The 16,381-nt window shown below is 40.8% G+C and carries 9 protein-coding genes and 1 riboswitch; of the genes, 7 read left to right on the top strand and 2 right to left on the bottom strand.

The features are described from left to right. Positions 1-1,395 (bottom strand): class II fumarate hydratase, encoded by a 1,395-nt coding sequence (gene fumC / locus B7E04_RS02385; RefSeq protein ID WP_080777939.1) that lies wholly within the window; start codon positions 1,393-1,395, stop codon positions 1-3. A gap of 168 nt (positions 1,396-1,563) precedes the next feature. Between fumC and B7E04_RS02380 the strand changes: the two genes are divergently transcribed. Both B7E04_RS02380 and B7E04_RS02375 read left to right on the top strand, forming a co-directional pair. Then, positions 1,564-3,171, top strand: a complete 1,608-nt coding sequence (locus B7E04_RS02380) for a fumarate hydratase (RefSeq protein WP_080777211.1) — start codon at positions 1,564-1,566, stop codon at positions 3,169-3,171. 94 nt (positions 3,172-3,265) lie between these two features. Continuing rightward, entirely contained in the window at positions 3,266-3,550 is a 285-nt protein-coding gene (locus tag B7E04_RS02375) for a hypothetical protein (protein ID WP_185113286.1), read from the top strand. A gap of 99 nt (positions 3,551-3,649) precedes the next feature. Here the strand turns inward: B7E04_RS02375 and B7E04_RS02370 are convergent, their stop codons facing one another. Beyond that, positions 3,650-4,519, bottom strand: a complete 870-nt coding sequence (locus B7E04_RS02370; protein ID WP_080777210.1) for a helix-turn-helix transcriptional regulator — start codon at positions 4,517-4,519, stop codon at positions 3,650-3,652. A gap of 152 nt (positions 4,520-4,671) precedes the next feature. Between B7E04_RS02370 and B7E04_RS02365 the strand changes: the two genes are divergently transcribed. The 5 genes from B7E04_RS02365 to prfA all read left to right on the top strand — a co-directional run bounded on the left by B7E04_RS02365 (position 4,672) and on the right by prfA (position 16,376). Beyond that, a complete protein-coding gene (locus tag B7E04_RS02365) occupies positions 4,672-6,750 on the top strand; it encodes a T9SS type A sorting domain-containing protein (protein ID WP_080777209.1) in 2,079 nt (692 codons plus the stop codon). Between the two features lie 211 nt (positions 6,751-6,961). Beyond that, positions 6,962-9,799, top strand: coding sequence for an alpha-amylase family glycosyl hydrolase (locus B7E04_RS02360; protein WP_080777208.1), 2,838 nt, complete (start codon positions 6,962-6,964; stop codon positions 9,797-9,799). Between the two features lie 949 nt (positions 9,800-10,748). After that, positions 10,749-10,858, top strand: a riboswitch (SAM riboswitch). A 94-nt stretch (positions 10,859-10,952) separates the two neighbouring features. Further along, the gene (locus B7E04_RS02355; RefSeq protein WP_080777207.1) at positions 10,953-13,373 is read left to right on the top strand and encodes a TonB-dependent receptor plug domain-containing protein; all 2,421 of its coding nucleotides are present in this window, start codon (positions 10,953-10,955) and stop codon (positions 13,371-13,373) included. A 6-nt stretch (positions 13,374-13,379) separates the two neighbouring features. Beyond that, on the top strand, positions 13,380-14,678 hold the full coding sequence (locus B7E04_RS02350) for an APC family permease (protein ID WP_080777206.1): 1,299 nt from the start codon (positions 13,380-13,382) through the stop codon (positions 14,676-14,678). 612 nt (positions 14,679-15,290) lie between these two features. Then, a complete protein-coding gene (gene prfA, locus B7E04_RS02345; RefSeq protein WP_080777205.1) occupies positions 15,291-16,376 on the top strand; it encodes a peptide chain release factor 1 in 1,086 nt (361 codons plus the stop codon). Positions 16,377-16,381 lie beyond the last annotated feature (5 nt).

Genomic DNA, 16,381 nt, shown 5'->3' with positions numbered 1-16,381 from the left:
TTATTTCAGGCTTCCTACCATATCTTCCGGTTTTACCCACTCATCAAACTGCTCAGCCGTTAAAAGTCCAAGGTTTACCGCTTCTTCTTTCAGGGTAGTTCCGTTTTTGTGAGCCGTTTTTGCAATTTTAGCAGCATTTTCATACCCGATATGTGTATTCAAAGCGGTCACAAGCATTAATGACTTGTCAACAAGCTCCTTAATTCTATCATGATTCGGTTCAATACCTTCCGCACAGTGATCATTGAAGGAGATGCATGCATCTGCGATCAGTTGGGCAGACTGCAGGAAGTTGTAGGCCATCACAGGTTTGAAAACGTTCAGCTCATAATTTCCCTGCGTTCCAGCAAAAGAAATCGTCGTGTCATTTCCTAGAACCTGGGCGCAAACCATCGTCATTGCTTCATTCTGCGTAGGATTTACTTTTCCCGGCATAATGGAAGATCCCGGTTCATTTTCAGGAATATGAATTTCCCCGATTCCCGAACGTGGCCCGGAAGCTAAAAGTCTGATATCCTGTGCAATTTTAAACAAAGAAACAGCCAGCTGCTTTAGTGCTCCGTGGGATTCTACAATGGCATCATGCGCAGCCAGGGCTTCAAATTTATTCTCCGCCGTAACGAATGGATGATTTGTAAACTTCGCAATATATTCCGCTACCTTTACATCATAGCCATTTGGAGTGTTAAGTCCGGTTCCTACGGCAGTTCCTCCCAAAGCCAGTTCTGAAAGGTGAGGAAGCGTATTTTTTAAAGCTTTTAATCCGTATTCAAGCTGGGCTTTGTAACCCGAAAACTCCTGTCCAAGGGTCAAAGGAGTGGCGTCCATCAGGTGGGTTCTCCCGATCTTTACAATATCTTTGAAAGCTTCTGCCTTTGCGGCAATCGTATTTTTTAACTTTTCAACAGCCGGAATGGTTACTTCCACTACTTTTTTATACGCCGCAATATGCATCGCAGTCGGATAAGTATCATTGGAAGACTGGGATTTGTTCACATCATCATTCGGGTGCACTTCAGATTTATCCCCGAGAGTCCCGCCATTGTTCACGTGAGCCCTGTTGGATACCACTTCGTTGATGTTCATATTGGATTGAGTACCTGATCCGGTCTGCCAGATTACCAGCGGAAACTGGTCGTTAAGTTTTCCTTCAAGGATTTCATCACATACCTTGGCGATCATATCCCTTTTTTCTGCGGAAAGTACTCCAAGATCCGTGTTGGTATACGCTGCGGCTTTCTTTAAATAGGCAAAAGCTTCAATGATTTCGTGAGGCATAGAACCTTCCGGTCCGATCTTAAAATTATTTCTGGAACGTTCCGTCTGGGCTCCCCAAAACTTATCAGCAGGGACCTGAACTTCTCCCATCGTGTCCTTTTCGATTCTGTAATTCATTGTGATTGAAATTTTTATAAATCTGTTTTTGGTTGAATAAATTAATTTCATAAAGTTAACCATAAACCCACAACCCCACAATTTATAATCATTATAAATATCAATCCGGATGAGTGATTTTACTCATGTTTTTTTGGGATGACGTATTTTTGCACAAACAAAAATTGAATGGATTTTAGATATCAGGATCCGTATCCGATCCAGAAAGATGATACGGTGTATAAAAAGTTGACCTCGGACTATGTGAAGGTTGAGCAGTTAGGCGACAGGGAAATTTTAACCATCGATCCAAAAGGACTTGAGCTGTTAGCTGAAGAGGCTATGGCAGACGTTTCTTTCATGCTCCGCTCTTCACATCTTGAAAGTCTCAGAAGAATTATCGACGATCCGGAAGCTACAGATAACGACAGATTTGTGGCCTACAACCTTCTTCAGAATGCTGCTGTGGCCGTTGAAGGAGCTCTTCCTTCCTGCCAGGACACCGGAACAGCCATTGTAATGGGAAAAAAAGGGGAAAGTGTTTACACAGGAGTAGATGACGGAGAATACCTGAGCAAAGGAATTTATAATACCTACCAGAAAAGAAACCTAAGATATTCACAGGTGGTTCCTCTGACCATGTTCGAAGAAAAGAATTCAGGATCAAATCTTCCGGCACAGATTGATATTTATGCCAAAAAAGGAGATTATTATGAATTTCTGTTTTTAACTAAAGGGGGAGGCTCAGCAAACAAAACATTCCTGTACCAAAAGACCAAATCATTACTGAACGAAAAATCTCTTGAAGAATTCGTTAAGGAAAGAATTTCAGACCTTGGAACGGCTGCATGCCCGCCTTATCACCTGGCTCTTGTCATCGGAGGAACTTCTGCCGAAGCCAACCTTGCTGCGGTGAAAAAGGCATCTGCAAAATACTACGATCATCTCCCGAAAGAAGGAAATGAGGCCGGACAGGCATTCAGAGACCTTGAATGGGAAGCGAAAGTGCAGAAAATCTGTCAGGAAAGCGCTATCGGAGCTCAGTTTGGAGGGAAATACCTAACCCATGATGTAAGAGTAATCAGGCTTCCGCGCCACGCAGCTTCATGTCCGGTGGGAATGGGCGTTTCCTGTTCTGCGGACAGAAATATCAAAGGAAAAATTACCAAAGAAGGTATCTTCCTTGAACAGCTGGAAGAAAACCCGAAAAGATTTTTACCGGATACACCGCCACATCTGGAAGAGGCTGTAGAAATTAATCTGAACAAGCCAATGCCTGAAATTTTAGCAGAATTGTCTAAATATCCGATCAAAACAAGATTAAAATTAAACGGAACACTGATCGTTGCCAGAGACATTGCCCATGCAAAAATCAAGGAGATCATCGACAGCGGTAAACCAATGCCGGAATATTTCAAAAATCACCCGATCTATTACGCAGGACCTGCAAAAACGCCGGAAGGAATGGCTTCAGGAAGCTTCGGACCTACTACAGCGGGAAGAATGGATGTGTATGTAGACGAATTCCAGAGCCATGGTGGAAGCATGATCATGCTGGCGAAAGGAAACAGAAGCAAAGACGTCACCAATGCATGCGGTAAGTACGGAGGCTTCTATCTGGGCTCCATCGGCGGACCGGCAGCTATTCTTGCCAAAGACAATATTGTTTCCGTAGATGTCGTAGATTTCCCGGAATTAGGAATGGAAGCCGTAAGAAAGATTGAAGTGAAAGACTTCCCGGCATTCATTATCACCGATGATAAAGGCAACGATTTCTTCGCAGATCTTGCGCACTAATTAGTTTAAAATCAAAATAAATTAAAAAAATAGGGCTTGTATCTTTGTGTACAACACAAAAAAGTCCTATTTTTGCCTAAAATCTTTAAGAGAAATGATAACGATTTTATCAGCATTTTGGCCGTTCTACCAGTTCCTTTGGACAGTATACTTTATAATTATGTTCTTAGTAGGATTCTGGTGTATCTTCATGTTCTTCGGATTGGTAATCCCAATGTGGTTAACGGAAGGTCTGAAAGAATATTTCGGAAAAATTAAACCTTTTGATCCTGAAGATATCAGAAGAAAAGAACTTAATGAGCAGGAAGGTGTAGAAGTAGTATTCAGCCAGCCAAAAGGAAACGGACCTTTCCTACACGATCACGGACATCATCATTAATGAGTTGTCATTGCTTTTTCACCTTAATTCTGAAAAAGTAATATCAAAGCAAAACAACATATATAAACCGCTTAATCTTTTAGGCGGTTTTTCTGTTTTCTATCCGTTCCTCAGCTTCTCTGGCGACACACCGAATTTCTTCTTAAAAGCACGGGTGAAATTCTGCACATATTCGTAGCCGCATTCAATAGCAATTTCTTTGATCATAATCCCCTGGTCTATGATCATTTTTTTTGCTTTCAGCATTCTCAGCTCCGAAATATATTCAGCAACAGTCATTTGATATTGAGCCTTGAATTCTTTCCTGATTTTATTCTGGTTGATCCCGGTCAGACTTCCGATATCTTCCGCGCGGATATTTTTATGGTAATTTTCATCAATAAATTTCTTGATGATAAAAGAAGTTCCCGGTTCCTTCTGGACTGCATTTTTTTCATTGAACTGCTCAAAAATAAGAATGAGAAGCTTAATAATCTTCGCTTCAACGAACAGACGCTGCATTACCCCTTTTTTTGAATCACTGATCAGCTCATTTAAAATCATATGCATTTCAACCGTCATATATGGCGGCGTTTTCTGATGCAGGAAAATATAGTTGTTGTGAATCATATTTTCCAGGATATCTGCATTTTCTTTGCTGGACTCAGGATCGATGAGGTTAAAGATATACTGGTAATTAATCTGGATCTGAAAATATTTGATGGTTTCCTGGTTTTCCGACCAAAGCTCTGCCGTACTCTCCTGTGAAGAATAATGAAGAATATACTGGTTCTTCCTGAACAGAAATTTCGTGTCGCAGTCATTAGCTTCCAGTCTGATATTGGGACTTAGCAAAAAAAGGAGGCTGAAACTTGCCCTGCTTTCAATCATATGTAGTCTTGAAAACTTTTCAGGGTATTGGTCTTCCTGCATGATGATCCTGATATGGTCGGAACTGAATAACAATCCGCTCCTGGCGAGATTCTTCATAGGAAATCGTTTTACGGGGGTGGTACAATTTGAAATAAAAACCCTTACACCGGATAACTGAAAGTTTGAAAATGATAACTCGCGGTTAAGAATGTGAAGTAATTTTGCGCAAAATTAAATTAAATTTAGAATAATTAAAAATAATATTCAATATGTTTCAAAATTTACATTTTGCGATGCGTAAAATAGGGGTTGGTTTAGCATTGCTGACCATCGCAGGAAGTGAGCTATATGCCCAGCAATGGGAAGATGTAGGAGGCGCACAGGGAGTTTCGGCAGGAGGAAGCAGTTATAATAATCTGGCGGTGGATCAAACCGGGAATTATTATCTTTCTTACTATGATACTTCTGTGGGTAAAGGTTCCGTGCAGAAATTCAACGGAAATTCATGGTCTTATGTAGGAGGATCTGCAGGAATTACTGACGGAACAGCTACGTTTAACTCGTTATCTCTTGATCACGCAGGAAATATTTTTTATACCAATCAGGCAGGCTATCCTGCATCCGGAATTGAAGTCCGACAGTTTAACGGAACTTCATGGATACAACTTCCAAAAGCGACGGAATCTTCGGCCAACTATCATGCTTCTGCGGTTTCTCCATCCAATGTTCTGTTTACCTATGGAAGTCAGAATTCAGGAACGGTACAGCGTTTCGTGAACGGAGCCTGGGAGCAGGTAGGAAATACAGGCTTTTCCAATGGAGCTTCCTTTGCTGAAATGGTTATCGGAACTAATGACAAAGTGTATACCTGCAATATTTCAGGAGGAGTGACGGTGTATCAGAACAGTACTTCAGCAGTAGCCACCGATACATGGACATTGGTTGGCGGAAGTATCGTGGATGCCGCTTCCTCATCAGAACAGTACACATCTGATATTGCCATAGACGGAAATAACAATCTGTATGTAGCGTACGTGTCCAGTTCTGCAAACGGACAGCGATTAAATGTGAAGAAATTTAACGGAACCGCCTGGATACAGCTTGGGCAGGCAAATATCTCCAGTGGAAGAGTACAGCATGTTGCCATTGCGGTTACCCAGTCAGGGCAGGCTTATATTGTGGCCAGCCGTTTTGAAAATGATAACTTATTAAGAAATACCGCGTATAAATTTGATAGCGCTACCCAGGAATGGATCACTTTTGGCGGAGATTTTATTTCTGCCGGAGAAGCTAAGTTTAATGACCTTGCCATAGACAAAGCCAATAATTATCTGGTACTGGCGTATTCGGAAGATGTAACCAGAGTAAAAAGAATACCTTTGGACGGTGTTCCTCCTGGCTGTACAAATACAGATCCGGGCACTAACGTGGGAGATGTTGGTTGTGTAACTTTCACATATCGGGGGCAGCAGGTAACTTATGCAACAGTAAGAGGCGCAGACGGAAACATCTGGTTACAGCAGAACCTTGGAAGTTCACAGATAGCTACTTCACTGGGGGATGAAGCTGCTTACGGAGATCTTTTCCAGTGGGGAAGATGGGATGACGGGCATCAGCTCAGAAGCTCAGCTACGGCAGCACCTACATCACCGAATACACCGGATGGTCTGGCCGGAACCAATGCATTTATCATCGGATCTACATCATGGTGGGCTGTTTTTGCACTGACCGATAAATGGACGGCTGCCAATCCTGCTAATGTAACCAGTACAGTGGGAGCCGATCCCTGCAAGGCTGTAGGGCAAGGCTGGAAGATGCCTTCACAGGCAGAATGGACCGGTATTGTAGATTCCGAAAATATTGCCAATCCGGGAACAGCTTTTAACAGTCACCTGAAACTTCCGGCATCAGGATACAGAAGTTCTTCAAGCGGAGCGTTTACTTTTGCAGGCCAGAGAGGATATTTCTGGAGTTCGGATACCTCAGGCTCAGGAGGAAAATACCTGTATATTGGTTCTACCATTGCCAATCCTTCATCGGGAGCAATGAGAGGTCAGGGTTCCGCAGTAAGATGTATTAAAACGGGTGCTGCCCTGGGAACTTCAGATATCATAAAAAATACCGAAACGATTGGAATCTATCCAAACCCGACAAACGGGATCGTAAATGTGAAATCAGATGCATTAATTGAAAATATTAGTGTGATCAATATGGTAGGCCAGAAGCTTAACAATATCCAGTTTTCGAATAACCAGATCAATATGAACGGACTTCCAAATGGAATTTATATTGTAGAATTAAAGTTAAAGAACGGACAGATTTTTTCTAAGAAATTGATTAAAAAATAGTCCGGATACGTTTGATTGATCAGCAGGGGCTTTTCCAGGAAAGCCCTTTGTTGTTTGAAAAAATACATTTTATTAAAAAATAGTTCATTACAATTACTTTTATCGGAAAGGCTTATGGAAATATATTCATGAGCCTTTTTTGTATAAATTTTTCACTAAAAAATGAAGTGTAAAAAAGAAAATTAATCCTATATTCGATAAAAATAACTTAATGAAAAAGTTTTATTCCATTGTTTATCTGTTGTTCACAGTACTTGTTTTCGGACAGATTAACTATACGATTGCACCCAATCCGTTCAATGAAACGGATGCCATAACATTAACGGTTCCCGGAAACCAGATTGACGAAACAGCGTGGGGCGTTTCAGATAATTCCATATATATCTGGTCCTGGTCGTTTGACACCAATTATCAGAACAGTCAGGATTGTCCTACCAACGGCAGTTGGAATAATTCCAACGACCTGAATAAATTTACTTACAACGCTACGGCGGATACTTACTCATTAACATTTACACCAACCGCTTTCTTCGGAAGAACCGGGATCGGAAGGTTTGGCTTTCTCTTAAAAGATAAAACAGGCTCGCATCAAACCTCGCCGGATATTTTTGTCAATGTCGGTATTTTAAATCTGAATCTTACCAATCCGCTCGCCAATAGCCTCACGACAGTTCCGGCAGGAAATTCAATTAATATTACCGCATCAACAAATGTGGATGCTACTTTCCAGCTGAAGGCTAATGGAACAGTCATCAATTCAACCACAACAGCTTCGCAGTCTTATAATTACACTTATACCGTAACTCAGGATGCCAATATGGAATTAATTGCAACAGATGGTAATTCTAATTCCAGGAATGCCACATTTATGCTGCAGATTCCCAGAAATGTAATTTCTGAAGCTATTCCGGGCTGGATCAGACAGGGGATCAATTACGATCCTGCTGATGCTACAAAAGTGGGCCTCGCCTTGTATGCGCCTCATAAAAACTTTGTACATGTCATTGGCAGTTTCAATAACTGGGCTGTGAATGATACCTACCTGATGAAAAGAGATACTGCAAATCCGGATCTTTACTGGATTGAATTGAACGGGCTGACGCCTCAGCAGCTGTATACATTCCAGTACAGGACCAATGATCTGAAGATTGTAGCTGATCCTTATTCACCACAGATTTTATCGTCTTATGATGATCAGTGGATCTCAGGCATTACCTATCCGAATTTGCCGCCTTTTCCCGCAGGTCAGAGCTTTGAGGTTTCTATGTTTAAAACAGGTCAGACGCCTTACAGCTGGCAGGTAACGAACTTTCAGAGACCGGCCAAAGAAAATCTGGTAGTCTATGAATTGCTGCTGAGAGATTTTACGCAGGAAAAAAACTGGCAGTCGCTGATCAACAAAATATCCTATCTGAAAAATTTAAATATCAACGCGATTGAACTTCTTCCTATCATGGAATTTGATGGAAATCTGTCTTGGGGATATAATACCTCTTTCCACTACGGACTGGACAAAGCATACGGAACTCCTGAAAAATTCAAGGAATTCGTAGATCTGTGCCACCAGAACGGGATAGCCGTGATTCTCGATATAGCATTTAATCATGCAACCGGGCGCTCTCCACTGGCCAGACTTTGGAATATTGATCCTGATGGAGACGGTTTCGGGGATATTGCCGCGAACAATCCTTATTTCAATCAGGTTCCGAAACATTCATACAATGTGTTTAATGATTTTAACCATTCAAGCACTTCAACGCAATATTACGTTGAAAGATGCCTCCAGCAGTGGCTTACCGAATACCATATTGATGGCTTCCGATGGGATTTAACCAAAGGATTTACCCAAAACTGCTCTGAAAATGATGAAAACTGTACCAACGCTTATCAGCAGGACAGGGTAGATATTCTGAAACATTATGCAGACAGGCAATGGGCGCTTGATCCTAATTCTTATATGATCTTTGAACATTTGGGAACGGATGCGGAAGAACAGCAGTGGGCCAACTATAGAATTGCAGAAGGAAAAGGAGTGATGCTTTGGAATAAACAGACCGAGCCCTACAATCAGAATACCATGGGCTATGTAGAAAACAGCAATTATGACAGGATGAATCACAGTCTCCATGGTTTTACCAATATGCACGCAGTGGGATATGGTGAAAGTCATGATGAAGAAAGACTTATGTTTAAAAACCTTGCGTATGGTGCGGTGAACGGAGGTTATGCCGTAACGAACCTTAATACGGCGCTTGAAAGAATGAAAGCTTTCGGGGCTACATTTTTCACAATCCCCGGCCCGAAAATGATCTGGCAGTTTGGGGAACTGGGCTACGAATTCAGCATCAACAGGTGCGCAGACGGTTCCATCAATAGTGCATGCCGTACCGATGAAAAACCGGTAGCTTTTAGTTTAGGATATGATACCAATGCCAACAGAAAAGCCATTTATGATACCTGGGCTAAAATAATCAACATCAGAAATGCCAATCTGGTATTCAAATCAAAAACATACAGCATTGAATCCAATAACCTTACGAATGATCCAAACGGATTAATTACCAGGATTTATGTGTATGATGCAGCAATCAACGGAATGAAAAATGTAGTAGTTTTGGCTAATTATACCACCGCAGCTCAGAATGTGGTACCCTATTTTCCTTATGCCGGGCAATGGCAGAACCTGATGGATAATTCCATTTCAAATATCGTATCCACAACAGCGCCAATTACCCTGCAGCCGGGAGAATTCAGGATTTTCGGAAATTATTCCGGAGCACTTTCAACGGTTGATGTAAATGCTGCACATAAACTGTCACTTCAGATTGCAGATAATCCTGTAAAGAACGGTTTAGCCAAATTAATCTATCACAAGGCTAAAAACGGGGAAATCACCATTTATGATATGAGCGGTAAAAAAATGGATTCGTTTAAACTCAATCAGGAAAGCGGAACCCATGAATTAAAAGCAGGTTACCCACCGGGAACCTACCTGGTTCATCTTCGTTCTGAGACGGGAGTTGCAATTCAGAAGATGATTATTAAATAATATAAAATCAAGGGGTAATGAAAATTATCCCTTGTTTATTTTTACCATAAAAGCCACAGATTGACATAAGATTTTGTCTGGGATAATTTTTACAATAGTGAGAAAATGACTTGGAAAATGGAGCGTTAAGAAAATTAATCCTGTGAACGTTAAGAAAATTCTACTGTTTGAGTGCGGCACGAATAATGTGTCGAAGCAGCAATGTGAAATCCGCACGAGTTTTAGAATTTTTAGAGAACAGGATTTATTTTTAGCGGAAGTTTCCAGTCTTGAATTTTTGATTCTTTGTTTTAAGACAAAAGAATAAGCCTGTTTTTATTAAGATATCTCACGCGGATTTTGCTGATAATGCAGATTTTTTTTAACTACAGATTTTCGAGATGCTTATGTTGTAAGCAGGCTGCTGGTTTGCAAACCAATTAATTTTATAATATTAAATTCAACGCAATTATCTGTTAAACTCTATGCCATCTGTAGTTAAAAAGCTTAACCGTAAAAGTGACAAGAGCTTTAAAAACCTAATGTTAAAAAATATACGCAAACATCCCGATACATCTGCTATATTTATGTAAATCGAAAAGCCATCTGTGAGTAATTTATGGTAGTGAGAAACCGACTTAGGAAAATGGAGCGTTAAGAAAATTAATCCTGTGAACGTTAAGAAAATTCTACTGTTTGAGTGCGGCACAAATACTGTACCGAAGCAGTACTGTTAAATCCGCACGAGTTTTAGAATTTTTAGAGAACAGGATTTATTTTTAGCGGAAGTTTCCAGTCTTGAATTTTTGATTCTTTTGTTTTAAGACAAAAGAATAAGCCTGTTTTTATTAAGATATCTCACGCGGACTTTGCAGATAACGCAGATTTTTTTTAACTACAGATTTCCGAGATGCCTTATGTTGTAAGCAGGCTTTTGGTTAATTCAAAATATTAGTCTACTTTTGCAGTAGATTTATCAAGAAAGGTGGAGGGATTTGGCCCTATGAAACCTTAGCAACCTGCACGTCTCTAAAAAGTGTAAAGGTGCTAATTCCAACCCGCTGACGGGGAAGATGAGAAAGTCAATATTCTGACAACAATTCCATTTCTTGAAGTCTTTTTTAGCTGCGGATGAGGTCCGCGGGGGATATTATTATTAATTTATAAGACAAAGATGAAAAAATTAAGCCTGTCTGTGATACTTCTGGGAGCGGTTTTGGTGAACGCACAGGAGCAGGAAAAAGGAACTCAGATTGAAGATGTAGTGATCGTAGGAAACCGGAATGCAAAGAGAACAAAGCTGGAAACACCGGTTCCGGTAGATATTATCAACATAGAAAAATTGCAGAAATCTGCGCCGCAGACTACAGTTCAGGATCTTCTGAATTATGTGATTCCGTCATTTAATTCGGTAAGACAGTCCGCTTCAGATGGTACGGAACATATTGATCCTGTCACGTTAAGAGGCATGGGGCCGGATCAGGTTCTGGTGCTGGTTAATGGAAAAAGAAGACATACCACTTCCCTGGTTAATTATCAGAACACCGTTGGAAACGGGTCTGTAGGAACGGATCTCAGTACAATTCCCGTTATTGCTATTGACCGGATTGAAGTATTGAGGGATGGCGCTGCAGCCCAGTACGGCTCTGATGCCATTGCGGGCGTGGTGAATATCATCCTGAAAAAAGATATTGGTGCATCAGCATCAGCTTCTTACGGAATCAGTGGAAGAAATGATGGCGAAACCTACCAGGCCGGCATCAATTACGGCTCTTCGCTGGGAAAAAAAGATTCTTACGTGAACCTTTCCTTACAGCTCAGCCACAGGGGAAAAACAACAAGAACCCAGAATCATGATCTGGATATTTTCGGGGATAATTTTGCCTATGAGTTTGCTGCTGATCCTTCTGCTGCAAGAGCTGCTGATGATCAGAAACTGGCTGAAAGAGGGCTGACCCGTGATGATTTTAATTTCCAGATCGGGGATGCGCAGATCAGACAGGCTCAGCTGTTTTTCAATTCGGAGTATCCTTTAAGTGAAAGCATCAAACTTTATTCTTTTGGGGGATTCAGCATTAAAGAAGGAAAAGGCTTTGGGTTCAGAAGGCTGCCGGGTGAAAAATCCAATGTTGTAGAATCCATTTATCCAAACGGGTTTCAGGCTTCATTGGGATCCCAGATCTACGATTTTTCCTATGCTGTGGGAGCCAAATATAATGTGAACAACTGGCTGGTAGATCTAAGCAATACATTCGGAAGCAATACCTTCAATTATAATGTAAACAATACCAATAATGCTTCATTAGGAGCAAAATCCCCTACAAATTTCTATGCAGGAGCGCACAGTTTTCTTCAGAATACGGTAAATCTTGATGTTTCTAAAAATCTGAATCAGTTTAATATTGCATTCGGTGGAGAATTCCGCTTTGAACAGTACCAGATCAAACCCGGAGATGAAGCCTCTTATACGAGGTACGATGTGAATGGAAATCCTGCCGGTCCGGGATCTGTAGTGGAAGGAAATGGAGGATCACAGTCGTTTATCGGGTTCTCTCCTGATAATGCCCTGAAAAAATCCAGACACTCGACAGCCGTATATGCGGATATATCTTATGATTTGGCTAAAAAATTAAACATAGACCTTGCCGGAAGATTTGAAAATTATTCGGATTTTGGAAATACCCTGAATGGAAAACTGGCCGTAAGATATGAATTTGTAAAAAACTATGCGGTGAGAGCGGCTATAGGAACGGGTTTCAGAGCGCCATCACTCCAACAGCAGTATTTTAACAATTCCTACGCAGATATTGCAACTTCAGGCTCCGGAATTGTCACCAAAGGTATTTTCAGGAATGATAGTGATGCGGCCCGCGCACTTGGATTTGATAAGCTTAAGCAGGAAACTTCAGTGAACGCCAGTGCAGGATTCACGCTGAAGCCGGTGAACAGACTTTCTGTTACGGTGGACGGATACTGGATCAAAGTAAAAGACAGGATCGTGATCACCAGCAATATTACAGACCCCAGACTGGAGCCGTACAATGTAGAAAGCGGAAGGTTCTTTGCCAATGCGATAGATACGGAAACCAAAGGGATAGACCTGGTTATCGCTTACGACTGGAAATTAGGTGGAGGAAATTTAAATATCAATTTGGCCGGAAACTATACGGAAACTAAAATTACTGACTTCCACTTTCCTGAAAAGCTGGTGCCGGCGCAAAATGAATTCTTCGGGCCGGACCAGATCAACATCATAGAGACCCTGTCTCCCAAGACCAAAGCTTCACTGGGGTTGAATTATGCCATCGGAAAATTCAATTTCATGGTGAGAAATACGTATTTTGGCCAGGTCATCAGAGATGGCTATCCATTCGGAAAGGTTCAGAAATTTTCTCCTAAAGTAGTTACGGATGTAAGTATAGGTTATGACATTACGAAAAATATAAACCTGACTGTGGGAGCCAACAATGCTTTTGATGTGTTTCCGGACCGCCAGATTTATGAAAACTCATATTACGGAGTATTTAAATACGCACCGGTTCAGATGGGAACCCTTGGAAATTACTTCTTCGGAAGGCTTAACTTTAATTTTTAACAGTTAATGAGTACTCTTACCCATAAGATAGGCTGGAAAACCGCTGCAGCAATCGTAGTCTCGAATATGATCGGGACCGGGATTTTCACGACCCTGGGTTTTCAGCTTTCGGATATTACCAATACCTACAGTATTTTCCTGTTGTGGATCATCGGGGGAATTCTTGCCCTCTTCGGAGCATTCTGCTATGCTGAGCTGGGATCTTATTTCAAAGGGAATGGTGGCGATTATATCTATCTCAAAGAAACCTATCATCCCGTATTTGGATATCTGGTAAGCTGGATTTCACTGATCATCGGGTTTTCTGCTCCCGTGGCTTTGGCGGCACTCGCCATGTCAAAATACCTTTCCGCGTTTAATTACAGCTTTGGAAATGGCTTTGCCATCGCCGTTATTTTTCTGGTGGCGGCAAGTTTATCGTTCAGCCTTAAAACTTCGAGTAGGTTTCATAATTTTTTCACCTTCATCAAAATTGCTTTTATTATTATTCTGGTTATTTTGGGCGTGATGTTGCCGGGATCTGATGCAGGAAACAGTTTGGAGTTCAGTGGAAGCTGGCAGGATGAAATCATGCTTCCAGCATTTGCAACGTCGTTGGTTTTTGTTACTTATTCTTACACCGGATGGAATTCTGCATCTTATATCGCAGGTGAAATAAAAGAGGTCCGGAAAAATCTTCCAAAGGCTTTGATCCTGGGAACTGTTTTTGTGACCGTGAGCTATCTTTTGGTTAATTTTATTATGCTGAAACATGCACCTGTAAGTCAGATGGCCGGCAAAGAGGATGTGATGGGTGAGGCAGCACGGAATATGCTGGGGAGCAGCTTTGGGAAAATTGTCAATGTTTTTATTGCTTTACAGTTGATAGCCACCATCAGCGGATATTTGTGGGTCGGTTCAAGGCTCACACAGGCTTTTGCAAAGGAAAATCATCTGTGGAAATCGCTTGCCGTCAATAATAAAAAAGGAATTCCGGTAAGGGCCATTTTTGCCCATGCAGTGATTGCTTCCGTCATTATTCTGACAGGAAGTTTTAAAGAAATCTTTGTGTATACGGCTTTCATTCTTCAGTTATTTGCCAGTCTTTCCATTTCTACCGTTTTCTTTCTTAAAAAAGATCAGCGGAAAATATTTAAATCCAATGTATTCTATATCTTTCCCTCGGTTTTCCTGCTTTTCAGCCTCTATATTCTGTATTTTACGCTCATCCATAACCCTAAGGAAAGTATTATCGGCCTTGGAATTGTAGCATTCGGACTGATTTTATACGGAATCGACAGGAAATTCTTTAAAAACGGTCAATAAAGAAGATAGAAATCAGGTTTCTCACAATATAAAACACCACCATTAAAAATCTGTGGTTTAATAAAAATAACCACAAAAGGCGCAAAAGATTTTTAACACTTAATAAATTTTGAAGTTCCATGAATGACGCAGAAGAAGTACACCTAAGTTAAAAAATCAAAGATTTTTATCTATCATGCTAAAAATCTGCGGGTGATAAAAAATTAAACCATTAAGATTTTTATTAAGTGTTTAAGAATATTAATCTGAGCTTCGCTTTAAGGGCTATGAAAAATCTTTAGATTTTCTCTTAACTATACTTATCTCCTTCACTCTTCTTAATGTTTAAAAAAATACAAACCAATCATCTTATACGGAATTAACAGGAAATTCTTTAAAAACAAGCCGTAATAAAGAATATAGATCGGATTAGTCACAGTCATACAACTCAATCTTTGTAAAATCTATGGTTGAAAAATCTGCAATATCCGCCAAATCTGCGAGAGAAATCTTTAACTGTATCAAATCCTGATGTCAGAACACCGGAATTCAGGTTAAATACTTATGCTTTAAAAAAATGACATGGAGTTTTGAATTAATAATCCTTATCTTTGCACTCTCAAAAATTGCAGAATGTCTAAATCATTAATTCCAAAACTAGAAGCTATTAAACAAAGATATAATGAGGTTGCCGATCTTATTATACAGCCTGATGTGATTTCAGATCAAAAAAAATATTCTTCTCTGAACAAAGAATACAGTGATTTGGGTAAAATTGTAGCGGTTTATGACCAGTATAAAGGCGCTTTGGATGCTATTGAAGAATCTAACGAGATCATTGCTGACGGTTCAGACAGGGACCTTGTGGATCTTGCCAAAGAAGAAAAGCTGGAAGCTCAGGCTAAATTGCCAGGCCTTGAAGAAGAACTGAAGGTACTGTTGATCCCGAAAGATCCTGCCGATGATAAAAATGTTATCGTAGAATTACGTGCCGGAACAGGAGGTGATGAAGCGGCTATATTTGTGGAAGATATCTACAGAATGTATACGATGTATTTCAAAACGAAGGGCTGGAGACATGAAGTAACAGATTCCAATGAAGCGGCAAAAGGCTACAAGGAATTGATTATGAAGGTGGAAGGTGAAGGTGTTTACGGAATTATGAAATTTGAATCCGGGGTTCACCGTGTACAAAGGGTTCCTGAAACGGAATCACAGGGTAGGGTTCATACTTCTGCCATCACGATTGCCGTGCTACCTGAAGCAGAAGAAGTTGATTTCGAACTGAATCCTGCAGATATAGAAATGCAGACTTCACGTTCAGGAGGAGCCGGAGGTCAGAACGTAAACAAGGTTGAAACCAAAGTTCAGCTGACGCACAAGCCATCAGGTTTGGTAGTGGTATGTCAGCAGGCCCGTTCCCAGCTGGCTAACCGTGAGCTGGCGATGGAAATGCTGAGAACGAAGCTCTACGATATAGAATTGCAGAAAGTTCAGGGAGATATCGCAGCACAGCGTAAATCCATGGTTTCTACAGGAGACCGTTCTGCAAAGATCAAAACCTACAATTATCCTCAGGGAAGGGTAACGGATCACAGAATCAACAAATCCATCTATAACCTGGATGCCTACATGAACGGAGATATTGCTGAAATGATAGATGCCGTGATCATGGCAGAGAATGCAGAAAAGATGAAGGGAGAAGAAGACAATTATTAAAAAAC

This window comes from Chryseobacterium phocaeense (genome assembly GCF_900169075.1).
In the GTDB taxonomy this organism is placed as follows: domain Bacteria; phylum Bacteroidota; class Bacteroidia; order Flavobacteriales; family Weeksellaceae; genus Chryseobacterium; species Chryseobacterium phocaeense.
The sequence above is the reverse complement of the archived record's forward strand: the minus strand, read 5'-3'. Positions and strand labels throughout refer to the sequence as shown.

Excerpts from the sequence above, each read along its gene's own strand:
- B7E04_RS02365 (WP_080777209.1), top strand. The coding sequence starts at position 4,672 with ATGTTTCAAAATTTACATTTTGCGATGCGTAAAATAGGGGTTGGTTTA.
- fumC (WP_080777939.1), bottom strand. The coding sequence starts at position 1,395 with ATGAATTACAGAATCGAAAAGGACACGATGGGAGAAGTTCAGGTCCCT.
- B7E04_RS02355 (WP_080777207.1), top strand. The coding sequence starts at position 10,953 with ATGAAAAAATTAAGCCTGTCTGTGATACTTCTGGGAGCGGTTTTGGTG.
- B7E04_RS02350 (WP_080777206.1), top strand. The coding sequence starts at position 13,380 with ATGAGTACTCTTACCCATAAGATAGGCTGGAAAACCGCTGCAGCAATC.
- B7E04_RS02375 (WP_185113286.1), top strand. The coding sequence starts at position 3,266 with ATGATAACGATTTTATCAGCATTTTGGCCGTTCTACCAGTTCCTTTGG.
- B7E04_RS02380 (WP_080777211.1), top strand. The coding sequence starts at position 1,564 with ATGGATTTTAGATATCAGGATCCGTATCCGATCCAGAAAGATGATACG.
- B7E04_RS02370 (WP_080777210.1), bottom strand. The coding sequence starts at position 4,519 with ATGAAGAATCTCGCCAGGAGCGGATTGTTATTCAGTTCCGACCATATC.
- prfA (WP_080777205.1), top strand. The coding sequence starts at position 15,291 with ATGTCTAAATCATTAATTCCAAAACTAGAAGCTATTAAACAAAGATAT.
- B7E04_RS02360 (WP_080777208.1), top strand. The coding sequence starts at position 6,962 with ATGAAAAAGTTTTATTCCATTGTTTATCTGTTGTTCACAGTACTTGTT.